Below are 18,688 nucleotides of genomic sequence, written 5' to 3'. Positions count from 1 at the left end.
GATCAAGGCGGCGCGGCGACGCCGGCGGGACACTGCGCCCACACCCAAACGAGACACCCATCATGCGCAAGACCTCCCCCCTTCTGCTGTCCGGCCTGGCCGTCGCCCTCGCGCTGTGCGCCCTGCCGGCGCTGGCGCAGTCACAGGGCGACTGGACCGTGGGCATCGGCGCCCACCAGGTCAACCCGAAGTCCGACAACGGCAAGCTGGCCGGCGGCACCCTGCCGCTGAGCATCGGCAGCGACATCAAGCCGACCGTCACCTTCGAATACTTCGTGCACCAGGACCTGGGCATCGAAGTGCTGGCCGCGCTGCCGTTCAAGCACGACATCGTGGTCAAGGGCGTCGGCAAGGTCGGCAGCACCAAGCAGCTGCCGCCGGTGGTCTCGCTGCAGTACCACTTCAACAGCGCCGGCAAGGTCTCCCCGTTCGTCGGCGCCGGCATCAACTACACCACCTTCTTCAGCGAGGACAGCACCGGCGCGCTGGCCGGCACCAAGCTCAAGCTGGAGGATTCCTGGGGACTGGCCGCGCACGTCGGCGTGGACGTCGCGCTCACCGACAAGTCGGCGCTGCGGGTGGACCTGCGCTGGGCCGACATCGACAGCAAGGTCAAGGTCGACGGCGCCAGCATGGGCACCGCGAACATCGATCCGCTGGTGTATGGCCTGGCCTACGTGATGAAGTTCTGAGGCTGCGCGGGCGCCGCGCTTCTCTGGCAGACTACGCTCCACAAGGATGTGGATCGGTCGCCGCCGGGCCGACACTGGGATTCGCATCCGCCCATTCGCCGTCCACCGGGGTCCCCAATGAAGCCACGCCTGTTCCGCCGTCTCGCCGTCGCCGCCCTCGCTGCCATCGCCCTGCCCGCCGCGGCGCAGTCGGCCGGCCACTACACCACCAGCTACGGCATCCACGGCATGGTGCCCGGCTCTTCGAACGGCACGCTGGACGGCACCGACCAACGTTTCAGCGCCGACACCACGCCAGCGCTCTCGTTCAGCTACGAATACTTCTTCCGCGGCAACCTCGGCGTGGAGATCCAGACCCTGGTCGGGCAGCAGAAGATCGGCCTGGAACAGGGCGGCGATATCGGCAGCGCCTGGGCGCTGTCGCCGACGGTCTCGCTGCAGTACCACTTCAACGGCAACGGCGACATTTCCCCGTTCGTCGGCGTGGGCCTCAACTACACCACCTTCCTGGGCGCCGACGGCAAGGGCGCGTTCTCCCGCGACGACGTCAAGTTCAAGGACAGCGTCGGCCCGGCCGTGCATGCCGGCGTGGATTTCGCCATCGGCGAGCGCAGCGCGCTGCGCGTGGACGCGCGCTGGACCAGCATGCGCAGCGACGTGGAAGTGGACAGCGGCACGCTCGGCAAGGCCAAGCTCGACCCCATCACCTACGGCCTGGCCTACCTGCTGTATTTCTGATCCGCAGGGCCCGCAGCCGCGTCCGCACGGGCGAGGCTTAGCGGTTGCGCAACGGCACGATGACGCGGCCATGGCAACGTCATCGGCGCCGGCTAGAATTCTCGGATGAAATCCTCTCTCTTCGTGTCCGCCGCGCTCACCGCGGCACTGGCCGCCGCGCCGTCCGCCGCCTTCGCCTGGGGTCCGCTGGGCCATCGCCTGGTCGCCGATCTCGCCGATGCCCGACTCACTCCGCAGGCCCGTGCGCAGGTGCAGCAGTTGCTGCAGGGCGAACCCGAGCCGACCCTGGCCGGCGTCGCCAACTGGGCCGACCAATTGCGCGAAAGCGACCCTGACATGGGCAAACGCACCGGCCCCTGGCACTACGTCAACCTCGGCGAAGAGCAGTGCCACTACGAGGAAACCCGCGATTGTCCCGACGGCAACTGCGTGGTCGAGGCGCTGCGCCGCCAGGCCGCGATCCTCGCCGACCGCAGCCAGCCGCAGGCGGCGCGCACCCAGGCGCTGAAGTTCGTGGTGCATTTCGCCGGCGATATCCAGCAGCCGCTGCACGCCGGCTACGCCCACGACAAGGGCGCCAACACGTTCCAGATCCAGTTCGAGGGCAAAGGCAGCAACCTGCATTCGCTGTGGGACAGCGGCCTGCTGCGCAGCCGCGGCCTGGACGAGGCGCATTACCTGGCGCAATTGCAGGCACAACCGCTGCCGGCACCCTCGCCTGCCGGCAGCGCGCTGCCGCCGCCAGCCGCGGCATGGGCCGAAGCCTCGTGCAAGATCATGCTGCGCCCGGACTTCTACCCGTCCGGCGCCAAGCTGCCGGCGGACTACGTGACGACCTGGCGCCCGGTCGCCGAAGCGCAGCTGCGCCAGGCCGGCGCGGATCTGGCGGCGACGCTGAACGCTGCGCTGGGGAAGTAGCGCACGGCATCTGCTCCATCTGCTTTTTGTAGGAGCGGCTCCGGGTGGCCTCGGGCCATCAGCCGCGACAGGTCTTACCGATAGATCCTGTCGCGGCTGAAGCCGCTCCTACAGGAACGCAATAGGAATTCGGCGCCTGACAGGGGGACGCCTAACCCGCGTTCGCTCGCGCCCAGCGCACGATGTCGGCCACACCGATCGCACCGCTATGCCGCGCCAACTCGCGGCCATGCCGCAGCAAGGCCAGGGTCGGAATGCTGCGGATGCCGAAGCGCGTCGCCAGCGCCGGCTGCGCCTCGGTGTCCAGCTTGCCCAGGCGCATGCGCGGCTCCAGTTGCGCGGCGGCGGCCTCGAACTGCGGTGCCATGGTCCGGCACGGGCCGCACCACGGCGCCCAGAAATCCACCAGCAGCGGAATGTCGCTGCGCTCGGCATGGGCGGCGAAGGTGTCCACGCTCAACGCGACCGGCGTGCCGACGAACAGCGCACGATGGCAACGCCCGCATTGCGGTGCCGCCGCCAGGCGTTCGCCCGGCACCCTGTTCAATGCCTGGCAGTGCGGGCAGGCGATGTGCAGCGGATCGCTCACGCGCCGGCCTCGATGCTCTTGTCGCCCAGCAGCACAGTGCCGTACGCGTCCTTGACCGTATAGGTGAGCGAGATGCGGCACCGCCCCTGCTCGCGCGCTTCGAAGACATGGACCTCGCTGGTCACGCCGCCGGGGACCGTCCACGTCGCGACAGCGTCGGAATCGATCAATGCGCGATGGACGGCGCCGCGCGCGGTGCATGGATACGGCCGGCGATGCGGGTGGTGGGCATGGCGGCTGCGGCCTGGGTTCGTCGTTCCGACGACGTCAACCGAACGAGAGCAAGACGCCAGCCAATTCATCTCTAGCGCGTCGCCTACTGCCATGCCAGTCCCCCGAAATGCGGATGAGTCGAGTAAGCATCCCCGGTAAAGTCGGCTACCGCTAACGCAACTTGCCGGACCGAGGGATTCCATTGAGCTCGTCGATTACTTTCTGTGGTGCGCGCAAGCGGATCTGCACGGGAAAGGATTCGTGCACGACGACATCTTCCACTACACCGCTTTTTTCCAACTCCATGACCTTGACCAGCACTGGGTCCGGAGATTCTGCACTGCCGATGATCAGCGCGCGCTCCAACGGCTCTTGATTCTTGGTCGGCTGCGTGCGGTCGAGGCCGCAGCCTGCCAACAGCATCAGCACTGCAATAAAAACCGTTTTCATATTTGCCTCCTCGCGCGTTGGCCGATACGCCGCGAAAACGTGGTGCGCCGGCCATGCGGCGCACCACGTCCGTGTTACTTCAAGTCAGCGTCAATGAGCAGTCACGGGTACGTAGCGATCCAGTTTTGAAGCGTGTTGTAGACGGTACTGGTCAGCCTCGTTCCACAGTTCTGACTGGACGATCCCGTAGTATGGATCCCGCGGACATTGACCCCACCGTCGCTTGCAATCCCGCTTCCGCTGTTCCCGCCGGCGGTATCGATGGTATAGCAAAGCCTGTAAGAACCACTGGTCGATACCGACCCGGAATGCGTCCACATCGTACCCAGAGGTTTGTCACCCGGATAACCGGTGATGGTATGCGTACCTCCCGAATACACGCCCCAGCCGGAGTTACCGCCATGCGGAGCCGTGCCCAGCACGATCAGCGCATAATCGTAGTTGCTGTCCGCGCTGTTGTGCCATGCCGACGTGGTGATGGCCCTCGACCATGTGGTCGTCCCCCAAGGCTGATAGCTACCGTTCTGCGCCGTGGTGAAATCCAGGCTGGAATAAAAAGTACCCGCTCCGTTGGATACACAGTGCCCCGCGGTGAGGACATGTTTCGGCGTAATCAGCGTACCGGTACAACCGATTCCGATACGACCGATATGCCAGTACGGAGACGCCACGGTATTCGACACTTGCACCCGGTCGTCGGTGCCGATAACGACATTGGGATTGACGCGACTGCTTCCGTAGAAAGCCGGAAGCCTCGGAGGCGTGCTGAACGTCGTGGATGTGCGGCCAAGCATCTGCAAGTCCATGATGGCTTGCTCGAAAATGGCGACATCTTCCGGATCCATCCTGGATTCGTACAAGTCGCCATTGCGGGTGACCATGACAGCACTCAGCCCGGCCGCCTTCTGCTGCGGTGACTGCAGACGGTCGTCAGCCGATGCACCCTTTTCCGGTAGAACGTTTGTCACCAGATTGTCGCCATGTATGAAACTGGCTTTCTTGTTCAACTTCTCGAATGTGGCTTCCTTTGCTACCGCCGTGTTCACCGCGGGGGCCGAAACCAGCAACACCAAACTCAGAACGGCTAGATTTTTCATAACAATCTCCGTTGTTGGTTGAATGATCCTTAGCAGCGTGATCGGCAATTGCTATCCCATGCCAGCCACGCCAATCGACGGCTACGCCGGCTTTCGTTAGAAAGTCGTGAAAACGGTAGAGTTTCGACCGATTCTGGGATCTCTTCCGATACTCGTGCCATGCGCCCCGGCGATCGGACGAAGCCTCTTCGCATTCCGCTGTAGCTCGCCGGCTCTACGCCTGCACTGCAAAGACCGCGTGGACGCGCATGCGCATTCCGCTCACGCCGGCTTGGCAGCGCGGCGCGCCGGCGGGTAGTACAGCAGCGGGATCACCAGCAGGGTCAGCGCGGTACTGACCAGGATGCCGAAGATCAGCGACACCGCCAGGCCGTTGAAGATCGGATCGTCGAGGATGAAGAAGGCGCCCAGCATCGCCGCCAGCCCGGTCAGCACGATCGGCGGCGCGCGCACCGCGCAGGCCTCCACCACCGCCTGCTCGGCGCTGCGGCCCTGCGCCAAGGCCTGGCGGATGAAGTCCACCAGCAGGATCGAATTGCGCACGATGACGCCGGCCAGTGCGATCATGCCGATCATGCTGGTAGCGGTGAACTGCGCGCCGAGCAGCGCGTGCCCTGGCAGCACCCCGATCACCGTCAGCGGAATCGGCGCCATGATCACCAGCGGCACCAGATAGCTGCGGAACTGCGCCACCACCAGCAGATAGATCAGCAGCAGGCCGACCGCGTAGGCGATGCCCATGTCGCGGAAGGTCTCGTAGGTGATCTGCCACTCGCCATCCCACTTGACCGCGAAGTCGCCGCTGTCGAGCGGTTGCGCGATGAAATACTGCGCCACCGCCTGCCCGCCGACGCGCTGTCGGCGCAGTTGCCCGACCAGGTCGAACATGCCGTACAGCGGGCTGTCCAGGCGCCCGGCCTCGTCGCCGGTGACGTACACCACCGGCCGCAGATCCTTGTGCGAGATCGCACCGTCCCAGGGCAAGCGTTGCACTGCGACCAGCTCCGACAACGCCACCAGTTGGCCGTCGCCGCCGCGCACGTGCAGCGCCAGCATGCGCGCGACGCCGGCCTGGTCGGCCGCGGCCAGGCGCAGCCGCACCGGTTGCGGGTACTTGGAGGCGCCATCGTGCAACCAGGTCGCATCCACGCCCTGCACCGACGTCGCCAGCGCATCGGCGATCGCCGATTGGCTCACGCCCAGCCGCGCCGCGCGCCCCCGATCGACCACGATCACCTCGCGCGTCGCGGCGCTTTCCACGCTGGTATCCACATCGACCACGTTCGGCGTGCGCAGGAAGCGCCGCTGCAATGCCAGGGCCAGCTGGCGGCTGCGCGCGTAGTCCGGGCCGTACACCTCGGCCACCAGCGGCGCCAGCACCGGCGGTCCGGGCGGAACTTCCACCACCTTCAGCGCCGCGCCATGGCGGCTCGCGATCGCCGCCAATGCTGGACGCAGCGCGCGCGCAATGGCGTGGCTCTGCCGCGTGCGCAGGTGTTTGTCGACCAGGTTCACCTGCAGGTCGCCGACGTTGTTGCCGCTGCGCAGGTAGTACTGGCGCACCAGACCGTTGAAATTGACCGGCGCCGAGGTGCCGGCATAGCCCTGGTAGTCGTGCACGTCCGCGGTGCGGTCGAGCACGCCGGACAGTTCGACCAGCAGCGCATCGGTGTCCTGCAGGGTGCTGCCTTCGGGCAGATCGACCACGATCTGCAGTTCGGATTTGTCGTCGAACGGCAGCATCTTCATCACCACCCATTGCAGCCCGACCAGCGACACCGCCAGCACCAGCAGCGCGGCGATGCCGGCGAACAGCCAGCCGCGCCGCTGCGCGCCGCGCTCGGGGGCGAGGAAGGGATGCAGCAAGCGCGAGAAGAAACGCTGCAGGCGCGGCGATGCGGACGCCGTCGCGCTGTCGGCAGCGGCATCGGCTACCGACGGCGCATGCCGCGCCAGCAGCTTCAGCGACAGCCACGGGGTCACGATCAGCGCGATCGCCAGCGACAGCAGCATGCCGACCGAGGCGTTGATCGGGATCGGCCGCATGTATGGCCCCATCAAGCCGCTGACGAAGGCCATCGGCATCAGCGCCGCGATCACGGTGAAGGTGGCGAGGATGGTCGGCCCGCCGACCTCGTCCACCGCTGGCGGGATCGCCTCGCGCAACGTCTTGCCGCCGGCGCGCATGTGCCGGTGGATGTTCTCCACCACCACGATGGCGTCGTCGACCAGGATGCCGATCGAGAAGATCAGCGCGAACAGCGACACCCGGTTGAGGGTGAAGCCCATCGCCCACGACGCGAACAGGGTCAGCGCCAGGGTCAGCACCACCGCGCTGCCGACCACGACGGCCTCGCGCCAGCCCAGCGCGAACAGCACCAGCAGCACCACCGAACCGGTCGCGAACACCAGCTTGTGGATCAGCTTGGTGGCCTTGGCGTCGGCGCTGGCGCCGTAGTCGCGGGTCACCTCGGCGTGCACCCCTTGCGGGATCGTTTCGCCGCGCAGCTGCTGCAGGCGCGCGGCGACCGCGCGGGTGATCGCGGCGGCATCGCTGCCGGGCTGCTTGGCGATGGCGAGGGTCACCGCCGGCGCGCGGCCCTGCGCCGGACCGCCGCGGGCCGCCGGCGCGCCGTACCAGACATAGATGCTGGGCAGGTCGGCGCCGGCGCGCACCTGCGCCACGTCGCGCAGATGCAGCGGCTGGCCGTCGTGCACACCGATCACCAGCGCCGCCACCGTGTCCGCATCGGCCAGGAAGGTGCCGGCGGCGACCGGTACCGCGCGGCCGCCGCCGATGCGCTCGCCGAGCTGGCGCACCGCATTGGCCGCCTGCAGCGACTGGCTCAGGTCGGACACGGTCAGGCCATAGGCGGCCAGCCGCGCCGGATCCAGGGTCAGCGTCAGCACCCGCTGCGGCGCGCCGATGCTGTAGATGTCGCGCGTGCCGGGAATGCGCTTGAGCTCGGTTTCCAGTGTGTGCGCGACCTCGCCCAGGTCCACCGCGCTGCGCTGCGGATCGTCGCTCCACAACGTCACCGCCATCACCGGCACGTCGTCGATGCCCTTGGGCTTGATCAGCGGCGTGCCCACGCCCATGCCCTGCGGCAACGCATCCAGGTTCGAATACACCTGGTTGTACAGCCGCACCAGCGCCGCCTGGCGCGGCACCCCGACCTGGAACTCGACGGTCAGCAGCGCCTGCCCCGGGCGGCTGACCGAGTACACGTGCTTGACCCCTTCGATCTCGGCCAGCTTCTGCTCCAGCGGCGTGCTCAGCAGCTGCTCCACTTCGCGCGCATCGGAGCCGGCGAAGGCCACCGACACGGTGGCCATGGTCACGTCGATCTGCGGCTCTTCCTCGCGCGGGGTGATCGCCACCGCGGCCAGGCCCAGCAGCAGGCCCAGCAGCGCCAGCAACGGGGTCAGCGGATTGGCCTGGAACGCCGCCGCCAGCCGCCCGGACACGCCCAGTCGCGCCGCCATCTCAGCGCTCCGCCAGCGCGCGCCGCTGCGCGGCCAGCGCCTGCCCGGCGGCGACCGGATCGCGCGCCACGCGCTCGCCTGCGCGCAATCCCGCCAGCACCTCGACCCGCTGCGGCTCCTGCCGGCCCACGCGCAGCTGGCGCAGGCTCAGCGTGCCGGCGGCGAGCACATAGGCCGCGCTGAGTTCGCCACGCTGCAGCAACGCCGCGCGCGGCATCCACAGCGTGGCCGCGCTTGCGTCTGCGCCATCGGCGGGTAGCGCGAATGCGACCTTGGCGGTCGTGCCCGGCGCCGGTGCCGGCAGCAGCGCGGGCAACGGCACGCGCACCGTCACGCTATGGCTGTTCGGATCGGCGGTGGGGAACACCACCACCTGCGCCACCGTCAGCGTGCGGCCGTCGTCCAGCCGCACCTGCGCGCGCGGCGCGGCGCGGATCGCGGCGGCGTCGGACTGCGGTACCTGCACGTCGATGCGCTGCGCGCCAGGCGCATACAGCGACAGCAGCGCCTGGCCGGTCGCCACCGCTTCGCCGGGCTGCACCTGGCGCGCGCTGACCACGCCAGCGAACGGCGCGCGGATCACCGTGTAGTCGGCCGGCTGGCGCGCCTGCGCCAGTTGCGCGGCGGCGGACTGGCGCGCCGCGACCGCGGCATCGCGGGTGGCCCGGGCCTGGTCCAGTTGCGCCCGCGACACGTACTGCGCGCCGGCCAGCGCGGCGTAGCGGCGGTAGCTGGCCTCGGCCTCGTCGGCGCTGGCCGCGGCCGAACGCAGCTGCGCCTGCGCGCTGTCCACGCTGGCGCGCTGCTCCACCGCGCTGAGCCGCAGCAGCACCTGGCCGGCGACGACGCGATCGTCGACGTCCACCGTCACCTCGCGCACGCGCCCGTCGGTCTGCGCCGACAGGTCGGCATGCTCCACCGCGGCGACCACGCCATCCCAGGCGCGCGCGGCGGGATCGGCGAACGCCACCGGATCGGTCTGCAGCGCGGGCAGCGGCGGCGGCATCGGCGAGGCGGATTCGTGGCGGCACGCCGCTAGCGACAGGCTCGCGGCCAGCGTGATCGAGAGGACAAACGGTTTCACGCAGGACTCCGGGACGAGGGTTCGACCGAACCCGGTCGGCACCAGCGAACCTTCGCTGGCTGCGAGATAAATTAGAACTTTCTTATATTAGAGTCAACTGATATTATGAGCGTCGTTCATCCACCGGAGCCCCCAATGCCCCATTCCTCCGCACAAGCCCTGGTCGACAGGGCGCGCCCGCAGATCCAAGAAGTCGATACCGACGCCGCCGCCACGCCGCTGCCCGGCGAATGGATCATCGACGTGCGCGAACCCGGCGAGTTCGCCGTCGGCCACCTGCCCAACGCGATCAACATTCCGCGCGGCATCCTCGAATTCCGCCTCGACGCCGATCCGGCGCTGGCCCGGCGCGACCAGCCGATCCTGCTGTACTGCGCCAGCGGCGGCCGTTCCACGCTGGCCGCGCTGAGCCTGCAGCAGCTGGGCTACAGCGCGGTGCGCTCGTTGAACGGCGGCTTCCTGGGCTGGACCGCGGCCGGCCTGCCGGTCGACTTCTGAGTCCGATGGCCCGCCGCCTGCAACCCGCGATGGATCCTGCGGCGATGCGTGCGCATGCCGGCGAAGCCGCGCGCCTGCTGAAGGCGCTCGGCAACGAAAAGCGGCTGCTGTTGCTGTGCCTGCTGGTGGACCACGAACACTCGGTGGGCGAACTCAACACGCGCCTGGACCTGAGCCAATCGGCGCTGTCGCAGCACCTGGCGGTGCTGCGCGAGGACGGCCTGGTGCAGACCCGCCGCGACGGGCAGACCATCTACTATTCGCTGGTCCCCGGCCCGGCGCAGCGCATCCTCGATACCTTGCACGGCATCTATTGCAGCGCCGCACCTTCCTCTCCCGCCAAGGCAGGCACATGAGCCAGATTCCCAACGTCCACCCCTTCCACCACGCCGGTTCCGGCACCTGGAGCTACCTGGTCGAAGACGGCCACGAGGCTGCAGTGATCGACCCGGTGCTGGACTTCGATGCGGACACCGCTACCCTGCGCGACGCGCCGGTGCGGGGCCTGGCCGAGCTCCTGTCCGCACGCGGCCTGCAACTGCGCTGGATCCTGGAGACCCACGCCCACGCCGACCACGTCTCCGCCGCGCAGTGGTTCAAGCGACGCTGGCCGCAGGCGACGCTGGCGATCGGCGCCGGCATCCGCGCGGTACGCGCGCGCTTCGCGCCGCAGTTCGGCCTGGCCGAGGACAACGGCGACACGCGCTGCGGCTTCGACCACCTGTTCGCCGACGGCGAGCGTTTCGCGATCGGCGCGCTGCAGGCGCAGGTGATCGCGGTGCCCGGGCATACCGACGACAGCATCGCCTACCTGATCGGCGATGCGCTGTTTCCCGGCGATTCGCTGTTCATGCCCGACAGCGGCACGGCACGCTGCGATTTCCCCGGCGGCGACGCGGCCACGCTGTTCCGTTCGATCCACAGGCTGTACGCACTGCCAGCCGCCACCCGCGTGTTCGTCTGCCACGACTACGGCGTCGGCGGCCGCGCGGTCGCCTGCGAAACCAGCATCGGCGCGCAGCGCCGCGACAACATCCACGTGCGCGACGGCATCGATGAAGCCGAGTTCGTCGCGTTGCGGCAGGCGCGCGACGCGAGCCTGGCGCAGCCGCGGCTGATGCAGCCGTCGGTACGCGCCAACATCCAGGCCGGCCGCACCGACGACCTGCACGCCGCGCCGCGCTGAAGACGGTAGGATGCGGGCGTACCGCGCACGATCGCGCTGCCATCGCAGCGGCCTGCGCGCCACTGCGCCAGGCCCAGCCGATCGCCGCCCGTCCCTGATTCCTCGGAGCGCCCCATGTCCCGTTCGCTACGCAGCCTGCTGTGCCTGCTCTCGCTCACCGTCGCCATGGCTGTGCCGCCGGCCTGGGCGCAGGCGCCGCTGACCGTGTTCGCCGCCGCCAGCCTGAAGGAATCGCTGGACGAAGCCGCAGCCACCTACCAGCAGTCCAGCGGAACGCCGGTGCAGGTGTCGTACGCGGCCAGCTCGGCGCTGGCGCGGCAGGTGGAACAAGGCGCGCCGGCGGACGTGTTCTTCTCCGCCGACCTGGAGTGGATGGACTATCTGCAGCAGCGCCAGCTGGTCGATCCTGCGCAGCGCCGCAACCTGCTCGGCAACACGCTGGTGCTGGTCGCGCCGGTGGCGAGCGCCGCCAAGGTCGATCTGCGCAAACCCGGCACGCTCGCCGCCGCGCTCGGTGCGCAGGGCCGCCTCGCGATCGGCCAGACCAATAGCGTGCCGGCCGGCAAGTACGCGCGCGCCGCGCTGCAGACACTCGGCCAGTGGGACGGCGTGCAGGCGCGCCTGGCCGAATCGGAAAGCGTGCGCGCCGCGCTGATGCTGGTCGCGCGCGGCGAGGCGCCACTGGGCATCGTCTACGGCTCCGACGCCAAGGCCGAACCGAAGGTGCGGGTGGTGGCGGTGTTCCCGGCCGACAGCCATGCGCCGATCGTGTATCCGGTGGCAGCGCTGCGCGCCGGCAAGCATCCGGCCGCGGCCGATTTCGTGCGCTGGCTGGGTACGCCGCCGGCGCAGGCGATCTTCCAGCGCCGCGGTTTCTCGCTCGCGCACTGAGCCATTGCCGTTGTTCGCATTCACCCCGCAAGAGCTCACCGCGATCGCGCTCAGCGTCAAGGTCGCGTTGGTCGCGGCGCTGGGCAGCCTGCCGTTCGGCGTGGCCTGCGGCTGGCTACTGGCGCGGCGCCGCTTTCCCGGCAAGGCGCTGCTGGATGCGTTGCTGCATCTGCCGCTGGTGATGCCGCCGATCGTCACCGGCTATGCGCTGCTGATCGTGTTCGGCACGCAGGGGCCGGTCGGCGCCTGGCTGCTCGAGCACCTTGGCGTGCAGTTCGCATTCCGCTGGACCGGCGCGGCGCTGGCCAGCGCGGTGATGGGATTCCCGCTGATGGTGCGCGCGATCCGCATGGCGCTGGAATCCACCGACCGCCGCCTGGAGGCCGCCGCGGCCACGCTCGGTGCCGGGCCATGGCGGGTGTTCTTCAGCATCACCCTGCCGCTGGCCTGGCCAGGACTGGTCGCCGGCACCGCGCTCGCCTTCGCCAAGGCGCTGGGCGAATTCGGCGCCACCATCACCTTCGTGTCGAACATTCCCGGGGAAACCCAGACGCTGTCCTCGGCGATCTACGGCCTGCTGCAGGTGCCCGGCGGCGAAGCGGGCATCTGGCGGCTGGCGGCAGTGGCCCTGGCGATCTCGCTGGCCGCGTTGCTGCTGTCCGAATGGCTGGTGCGGCGCCAGCGCGGTCCGGAGGCGGACGCGTGAGCCGGCTCCGCAACGCTGCGCGCGATCTGCCCGCCACGCGTGTCCACGGCGCGCCGCATTCGCAACGTGACGCGAGCATGCGCCGATGCTGAGCATCGATATCGAAGTGCAGCGCGGCCGCTTCCAGCGCCGCTTGCGGGTCGAGGAAACGGCGCGCGTGGTCGCGCTGGTCGGCCCGTCCGGCGCCGGCAAGACCAGCATGCTCAACGCCATCGCCGGCGTGCTGCGGCCGCGCAGCGGACGCATCGCCATCGACGAGCGCGTGCTCTACGACAGCGCCGCCGGCATCGACGTGCCCACCCACCGGCGCCGCATCGGCTACGTATTCCAGGACGCGCGGCTGTTCCCGCACATGGACGTGCGCCGCAACCTCGGCTACGGCCGCCACGGCCGCGGCCAGGCCGAGCGCTTCGGCTTCGAGGCGGTAGTGGAGCTGCTCGGCATCGCGCCGCTGCTGGCGCGGCGCCCCGGCAACCTGTCCGGCGGCGAGGCGCAGCGCGTGGCGATCGGCCGCGCCTTGCTGTCGCAGCCGGCGATCCTGCTGTTCGACGAACCGCTGTCGGCGCTGGACGCGCAACGCCGCGGCGAACTGATCCCGTACCTGCAGCGCGTGCGCGACGAAGTGCGGCTGCCGATGCTCTACGTCAGCCATCAGGCCGAGGAAGTGGAACGCATCGCCGACGCGATCCATCGGCTGGAGTAGCGCGCCGACGCCGCGTTCACCGCCGGTGGCCAGACTGTGCGCCATCGCAACGAAGCGAGGCCGCCGCCATGCGCCGCTACCGCAAGCACGATTTCCCGCTCGACCAGGTGCGTCGGTTTCTGGAAGCCGGCCCGGTGCTGCTGGTCGGTTCGGCGTGGAAGGGACAGCGCGACATCATGACCATGGGTTGGCACATGGTGCTGGAGTTCTCGCCGTCGCTGATCGCCTGCTGCATCTCCAGCGCCAACCACAGCTTCGAACTGATCCGGCGCAGCAAGCAATGCACGATCAACCTGCCGACCGCGGACCTGCTCGACACCGTGGTCGGCATCGGCAACAGCAGCGGCGCGCAACTCGACAAGTTCGCCCACTTCGGCCTGACCGCGGTGGCGGGCACCCACGTCGATGCGCCGTCGATCGCCGAGTGCTATGCGAGCTTCGAATGCCGCCTGCACGACGGCCGCCAGATCGCCAGGCACAACCTGTTCGTTTGGGAGGTGGTCAAGGCGCACGTCGCCACGTCGCCGAAATTGCCCAAGACTGTGCACTACCGCGGCGACGGCAAGTTCATGCTGTCCGGCGCGGAAGTCTCGCGGCGGCGCCTGTTCAAGCCGGAGATGCTGTAGCGGCGATGACGACGCGCAGCAGCGACCCTGCTGCCGCCACATGTCCCTGCGAGATGCCGCCCTTGTAGGAGCGACTTCAGTCGCGACAGACTCTACGGCGACGCCTATCGCAAGCGATGGCCAGAAACTAACCGATCGCTTCCGCAACCCTCAATCGTCAATCGTCAGAGAAATACTTTCCAGCGCTCACGGTGCGGCATCACGCACTCAACGCGCACTTCGAACGCCCACGCGCCCGGCCTGCACGCTGGCCTTGCCCTCGCGCACCTCGAAGGTGAACGCGTAGGCCAGCGCCACCGGCACCTCTTCCACCGACACGGCATCGTCGCAGCGTCCCTCCACTGCCGGCCGCTGCGCCGGATCGGCATAAGTGCAGATCGCCGCGGGCACGAACCGCCAACGCGCGACCTCCTGCTGCACCGCCTGCAGCAGATCGGCAGTGTCCGCCAGGGCACCGGCGCTGCATTCCTCGCGGTCGTGCAAGGGCTCGCTGCGCTGCACCGCGCCTTGCGCGGACAGGACCACCCGCACGCATACCGTGGTCGGCGCCAGCGTGCGCCGCGGCGAATCGGCCGGCAGTTGCGGCGTCGCCGCGTCCAGCGGTTGCGGCATGCGGAATACCTGCTGCGGCTGCATCGTGTAGGCCGTGATGGCGCCGCCCGGGGCGCCATCGCCGCTTGGCGCAAGCAGGCGCTGGTCCACGGAGTCCAGCCGCTGGGTCTGCTCGCGCTGCGGCTGGCTGGCGCAGCCGGCCAGGCACAGGCACAGGCTGGCCAGGCAGATCCTGCGCAGGCTCATCACTTGGCCGTCTTGATGGACATGCCGCAATACACGCGCCGGGTCGGCCCTTGCCCATCGACAGAGACAACGTCGCAGGTTTGCTCAGGCGCATCATCCGCCTCCGTATCCACCAGATACCAGCGATAGTTCGATGCATTCGGGACCCCCGATGGCGCATCCACAGGCTCCCTCCCGGATTCGAAGGTGACCGGTATCTTCAACCGCGACGCCACCGTCCGTCCCTGCTTCTGCGCCGGAACGAAGCGCCACTTCCTGGCGGCGGCAATCGCTGCCTGGTCCAGCACTGCATTGCCCGTACCACGATCAAGCAACTGCACATCGCTGACGGCGCCGGCCGCATCCACGCTCACCAACAGCGACAGTTTTCCCGCGGCGCCGTCGCGCAATGCGTCGCGCGGATAAGCCGGTGGCGGCATGGCCAATGGCTTGGCATCCACGGTGGCGCGCTTGGCGGATGTGGTCGCAGCATCGGCTGTCGAAGCGAGCAGCATGGGCAAACGCGTTTCTGCATCGGCCGGTGCTGCACCCATGGCGGCAGCGGTCCCCGCCAGCGCGCCTGCATCCGGCGCTTGCGCATCCGCCAGCGCAGGCGCAATGCCGCTTCCCGCCAACGCGGATGCCGGCAGCGGTTGCAACGCCCATGCCGCGCCGCCGCCGCACAGGGTCGCCATCGCCACCACGGCGATGCCTGCACGCCGCCGCCAGCCGCGCACGGCCGGCCGCTGCAGCATGCCGATCCGCTGCCGCAAGGCCTGTCCGGCCTGCCAATGGCAGCCCACCGGCAATGCAGTCGCATCCAGTTGGGTCTGCAGCATCGCTTCGGCGTAGCTGCGGCGCGAAGCTGGATGCCGTGCCAGCACCGCCGCATCGCAGGCCAGTTCCTGGTCGAAGCGGAACCGCGACGCGGCCCAGTGCAGCAAGGGGTTGAACCAGTAGGCGCAGCGCAAGGTCGCCAGCAACAGGTTGTGGCGGGTGTCGCCGCGGGCGATATGCATGCGCTCGTGGGCCAGCACCAGTTGTGCCTGCGCGGACGGATAGCGCTGCGCGAAATCCATCGGCAGTACCACCCGCGGGCGCCAGGCGCCGAGCACCAGCGGACCGTGCAGGGCGTGCTGCGCGTACAGCACGCCGTCGGCGCCGGGCGACAGCTGGCCCAGGCTATACCGATAGCGCTGCTGCTGCCGCCACAACGCGGCGGCCATCGCCGCCGCGCCCAGCAGCCAGAGGGCAGCCATCCACAGGGCGGCATGGCTGCTCGCCAGCGTCGTCGCACCGGCAGCGCCAGCGGATTCCTGCGGCAGCCCCACCCAGACCTGCGGCATCGCCAACGCCGCTGGCAGCGCGGGACGCACGTCGCCAGGCAGCAGCACGGCGAGCATGGCCAACGGCACCACACCCCATACCGCGTAGGCGACGCCGGCACCGAACGCGCGCCGCAACGGCGCACGCAGCGCCAACGCCAACAGGATCGCCGCGCTGCCGGACAGCGCCGTGGCCCACATCCCCGCTACGAAGGTTTCAACGCTCATCTTCCAGCTCCTGGATCAGTCGTTTGAGTTCGGCGATATCGGCGTCGCTGAGCTTGCCGCGTTCGCTGAAGTGCGCCACCAGCGGCGCGACGCGGCCGCCGAACAAGCGTTCGAGCAGGCCTTCGCTCTGTTGCTGCACCCACTGTTCGCGCTGCAGCAGCGGCGCGTACAGATAGCGGCGGCCCTGTTTGTCGGCGCGGATCGCGCCCTTGTTGAGCAGCCGATTGAGCAAGGTCTTGACCGTGGGTTCGGCCCAGCCGCCATGCCCGGACAGGGCCGCGAACACCTCCTCGGCACCGAGCGGGCTTCGGTTCCACAACACCTCCATCACCACGGCTTCGGCATCGCTGATCGACATATCGTTTACGCCTGTAATTTTTAACGATTACATGGGTAATCGAATCCGTTGTCAAGCCCTTTCGCCAATCGCGAAGCACGCGATCGCGGCGCTCGCCTAAGCTATGCCGCTATGACCGACTCCCTCGAAGACCTCGACGCCGCTGTCGAGCTGATCCTGCAGCGCATCCCCGGCCCACTGCGCATCGGCGCGCCGCTGGGCATCGGCAAGCCGCACCGCCTGCTCAACACGCTGTACGACCGGGTCGCCGCCGATCCGCAGCGGCCGATGCAGCTCTACACCGCGCTGTCGCTGAACGCGCCGGCGCCCGGCGGCGGGCTGGAAGGCCGCTTCCTGCGCCCGTTCGTGCAGCGCCATTTCGGCGACGATTTCCCCCAGCTCAAGTACGTGCAGGCCCTGCAGCGCGATGCGCTGCCGGCGCATATCCAGGTTGAAGAGTTCTACATGCAGTCCGGCGCGCTGCTGCGCTCGACGCAGGCGCAGCGCAACTACACCAGCCTCAACTACACGCATGCGGCCGATGCGGTGGCGCAGCGCGCGCCCAACCTGATCGTGCAGAAGGTGGCGCGCGAACCCGATGGCACTCGCCTGTCGTTCTCGTGCAACAACGACATCACCCAGGACACGCTGGACGCGGTGCGCCGGCGCGGCCTGCCGCGGCCGCTGCTGGTCGCCGAGATCGATCCGCAGCTGCCGTGGATCGGTGGCAGCGCGGCGGTGGAGCCGTCGTTCTTCGACGTGGTGGTGACCCCGCCAGGTCCGTATCCGCGCCTGTTCGGACTGCCGCGGCAACCGGTGGCCGATGCCGACTACGCCATCGGCCTGTATGCGAGCACGCTGGTGCGCGACGGCGGCACGCTGCAGATCGGCATCGGCACCCTGGCGGATGCGCTGTGCCATGCACTGGTGCTGCGGCACACCGACAACGCGCGCTACCGGCAGGTGCTGGCGGCGTTGGATCCAGAACTGCAAACGCATCCCGCGGTCCAGGAATGCGGCGGGCTCGCACCGTTCTCGATCGGCCTGTTCGGCTGCAGCGAGATGCTCAACGAAGGCTTCCGCCAATTGGTCCAGTGCGGCGTGATCAAGCGCAAGGTGCTCGACGACGCGGAGCTGATGCAGCGCGTGGCCGACGGCAGCGCCGATGCCGGCGACCAGACGCGGCTGCAGCGCGACGGCGAATACCTGCAGGGCGCGTTCTACCTCGGCTCGCCCGAGTTCTACGCCTGGCTGCGCGAGATGGCGCCGGAGGCGCGCGCCGGCATCGGCATGCACCGCATCAGCGCGATCAACCAGCTCTATGGCGACGAGCGCCTGCGCCGCCTGCAACGCCGCGAGGCGCGTTTCTTCAACTCGTGCATGATGGCCACCGTGCTGGGCGCGGCGGTGTCCGACGCGCTGGACGACGGCCGCGTGGTGTCCGGGGTCGGCGGCCAGTACAACTTCGTGGCGATGGCGCACGCGCTGGACGACGCGCGCAGCGTGCTGATGTTCCGTGCCGTCCGCGGCGACGCGCCCGCGCTGCACTCCAACGTGCGCTGGAACTATGGCCACACCACGATCCCGCGCCACCTGCGCGACATCTATCTCAACGAATACGGCATCGCCGACCTGCGCGGCATGACCGACGAAGACTGCGTCGTCGGGATGATCGGCATCGCCGATGCGGCGTTCCAGCCGGTGCTGCTGGCCGAAGCCAAACAGGCCGGCAAGCTGTGCGCCGATGTCATCGCGCGGCCGCACTGGCAGCGCAACCGCGCCGAACGCGTGCGCGCCGCGCTGGCCCCGTTCCGCGCCGACGGCACCCTGCCCGACTATCCGCTGGGCAGCGATTTCACCGAAGTCGAACAGCGCCTGCTGCGCGCGCTGGCCTGGCTCAAGCGCAACACCGCCGGCACCAGCACCAAGCTGGCCACCATCGTGCGCGCGCTGCTGTCGCGCGAGCCCGGCGATCCGGCCAGCCTGCAACGCATGGCGCTGGATGCGCCACGCAGCATCGGCGAGCGCGTGGAAGCGCGCCTGCTGGCCTACGCCCTGCGCCAGACCAGGGCGCCCTGAGAACCTCGACGCAGCGGTGCGGCGAAAACGGCACGGCGCGTCTGCGCCCCGGCCAGCACCGAGGT

The 18,688-nt window shown here is 69.0% G+C and carries 20 protein-coding genes; 11 read left to right on the top strand and 9 right to left on the bottom strand.

Annotation, left to right across the window (positions count from 1 at the left end; genetic code table 11):
• Positions 1–62: 62 nt before the first annotated feature.
• The 3 genes from HEP73_RS05170 to HEP73_RS05160 all read left to right on the top strand — a co-directional run bounded on the left by HEP73_RS05170 (position 63) and on the right by HEP73_RS05160 (position 2,348).
• On the top strand, positions 63–692 hold the full coding sequence (locus HEP73_RS05170) for an OmpW/AlkL family protein (RefSeq protein ID WP_185815438.1): 630 nt from the start codon (positions 63–65) through the stop codon (positions 690–692).
• A gap of 117 nt (positions 693–809) precedes the next feature.
• The gene (locus HEP73_RS05165; RefSeq protein WP_185815437.1) at positions 810–1,430 is read left to right on the top strand and encodes an OmpW/AlkL family protein; all 621 of its coding nucleotides are present in this window, start codon (positions 810–812) and stop codon (positions 1,428–1,430) included.
• 105 nt (positions 1,431–1,535) lie between these two features.
• Complete coding sequence (locus HEP73_RS05160) at positions 1,536–2,348, top strand: S1/P1 nuclease (RefSeq protein WP_185822376.1); 813 nt, start codon at positions 1,536–1,538, stop codon at positions 2,346–2,348.
• Between the two features lie 151 nt (positions 2,349–2,499).
• Here the strand turns inward: HEP73_RS05160 and trxC are convergent, their stop codons facing one another.
• From trxC to HEP73_RS05130, 6 genes are all read right to left on the bottom strand, one after another.
• Positions 2,500–2,937, bottom strand: coding sequence for a thioredoxin TrxC (gene trxC, locus HEP73_RS05155; RefSeq protein ID WP_185822375.1), 438 nt, complete (start codon positions 2,935–2,937; stop codon positions 2,500–2,502).
• A complete protein-coding gene (locus tag HEP73_RS05150) occupies positions 2,934–3,107 on the bottom strand; it encodes an SRPBCC family protein (RefSeq protein WP_185822374.1) in 174 nt (57 codons plus the stop codon). Before HEP73_RS05150 ends, trxC begins: the two co-directional genes overlap by 4 nt.
• A gap of 214 nt (positions 3,108–3,321) precedes the next feature.
• Positions 3,322–3,600: a hypothetical protein gene (locus tag HEP73_RS05145; RefSeq protein ID WP_185822373.1), complete on the bottom strand. Its 279-nt coding sequence runs from the start codon at positions 3,598–3,600 to the stop codon at positions 3,322–3,324.
• A gap of 101 nt (positions 3,601–3,701) precedes the next feature.
• Entirely contained in the window at positions 3,702–4,697 is a 996-nt protein-coding gene (locus HEP73_RS05140; RefSeq protein ID WP_185822372.1) for a trypsin-like serine peptidase, read from the bottom strand.
• Between the two features lie 261 nt (positions 4,698–4,958).
• On the bottom strand, positions 4,959–8,183 hold the full coding sequence (locus tag HEP73_RS05135; RefSeq protein WP_185822371.1) for an efflux RND transporter permease subunit: 3,225 nt from the start codon (positions 8,181–8,183) through the stop codon (positions 4,959–4,961).
• Between the two features lies 1 nt (position 8,184).
• A complete protein-coding gene (locus HEP73_RS05130) occupies positions 8,185–9,267 on the bottom strand; it encodes an efflux RND transporter periplasmic adaptor subunit (protein WP_185822370.1) in 1,083 nt (360 codons plus the stop codon).
• Positions 9,268–9,402: 135 nt separating this feature from the next.
• On the opposite strand from HEP73_RS05130, the gene HEP73_RS05125 reads away from it, so the two are divergent.
• The 7 genes from HEP73_RS05125 (at position 9,403) to HEP73_RS05095 (ending at position 13,877) form a co-directional block, all read left to right on the top strand.
• A complete protein-coding gene (locus HEP73_RS05125; protein WP_185822369.1) occupies positions 9,403–9,765 on the top strand; it encodes a rhodanese-like domain-containing protein in 363 nt (120 codons plus the stop codon).
• Between the two features lie 5 nt (positions 9,766–9,770).
• The gene (locus HEP73_RS05120) at positions 9,771–10,121 is read left to right on the top strand and encodes an ArsR/SmtB family transcription factor (RefSeq protein ID WP_185822368.1); all 351 of its coding nucleotides are present in this window, start codon (positions 9,771–9,773) and stop codon (positions 10,119–10,121) included.
• The gene (locus HEP73_RS05115; RefSeq protein ID WP_185822367.1) at positions 10,118–10,951 is read left to right on the top strand and encodes an MBL fold metallo-hydrolase; all 834 of its coding nucleotides are present in this window, start codon (positions 10,118–10,120) and stop codon (positions 10,949–10,951) included. The genes HEP73_RS05120 and HEP73_RS05115 overlap by 4 nt, the downstream gene beginning before the upstream one ends.
• A 114-nt stretch (positions 10,952–11,065) precedes the next feature.
• Positions 11,066–11,842, top strand: coding sequence for a molybdate ABC transporter substrate-binding protein (gene modA / locus HEP73_RS05110; RefSeq protein WP_185822366.1), 777 nt, complete (start codon positions 11,066–11,068; stop codon positions 11,840–11,842).
• A gap of 10 nt (positions 11,843–11,852) precedes the next feature.
• Positions 11,853–12,548 (top strand): molybdate ABC transporter permease subunit, encoded by a 696-nt coding sequence (gene modB / locus HEP73_RS05105; protein ID WP_185815425.1) that lies wholly within the window; start codon positions 11,853–11,855, stop codon positions 12,546–12,548.
• A gap of 85 nt (positions 12,549–12,633) precedes the next feature.
• Positions 12,634–13,251, top strand: a complete 618-nt coding sequence (locus HEP73_RS05100; RefSeq protein WP_185822365.1) for a molybdenum ABC transporter ATP-binding protein — start codon at positions 12,634–12,636, stop codon at positions 13,249–13,251.
• Between the two features lie 68 nt (positions 13,252–13,319).
• Positions 13,320–13,877 carry a flavin reductase family protein gene (locus tag HEP73_RS05095; protein ID WP_185822364.1) on the top strand — a complete coding sequence of 186 codons (558 nt, stop codon included), beginning with the start codon at positions 13,320–13,322 and terminating at the stop codon, positions 13,875–13,877.
• 207 nt (positions 13,878–14,084) lie between these two features.
• Here the strand turns inward: HEP73_RS05095 and HEP73_RS05090 are convergent, their stop codons facing one another.
• From HEP73_RS05090 to HEP73_RS05080, 3 genes are read right to left on the bottom strand one after another with little or no spacing between them, the layout of a single operon-like run.
• The gene (locus tag HEP73_RS05090) at positions 14,085–14,675 is read right to left on the bottom strand and encodes a hypothetical protein (RefSeq protein WP_458309652.1); all 591 of its coding nucleotides are present in this window, start codon (positions 14,673–14,675) and stop codon (positions 14,085–14,087) included.
• Positions 14,675–16,207: a TonB family protein gene (locus HEP73_RS05085; protein ID WP_185822363.1), complete on the bottom strand. Its 1,533-nt coding sequence runs from the start codon at positions 16,205–16,207 to the stop codon at positions 14,675–14,677. Before HEP73_RS05085 ends, HEP73_RS05090 begins: the two co-directional genes overlap by 1 nt.
• Positions 16,197–16,565 (bottom strand): BlaI/MecI/CopY family transcriptional regulator, encoded by a 369-nt coding sequence (locus tag HEP73_RS05080; RefSeq protein ID WP_185822362.1) that lies wholly within the window; start codon positions 16,563–16,565, stop codon positions 16,197–16,199. Before HEP73_RS05080 ends, HEP73_RS05085 begins: the two co-directional genes overlap by 11 nt.
• Positions 16,566–16,676: 111 nt before the next feature.
• On the opposite strand from HEP73_RS05080, the gene HEP73_RS05075 reads away from it, so the two are divergent.
• Positions 16,677–18,623 carry an acetyl-CoA hydrolase/transferase C-terminal domain-containing protein gene (locus HEP73_RS05075; protein ID WP_185822361.1) on the top strand — a complete coding sequence of 649 codons (1,947 nt, stop codon included), beginning with the start codon at positions 16,677–16,679 and terminating at the stop codon, positions 18,621–18,623.
• The last annotated feature ends 65 nt before the right edge of the window (positions 18,624–18,688 follow it).

Source organism: Xanthomonas sp. GW, assembly GCF_014236815.1.
GTDB lineage: Bacteria > Pseudomonadota > Gammaproteobacteria > Xanthomonadales > Xanthomonadaceae > Xanthomonas_A.
This window is presented reverse-complemented; position numbering and strand designations above follow the sequence as displayed.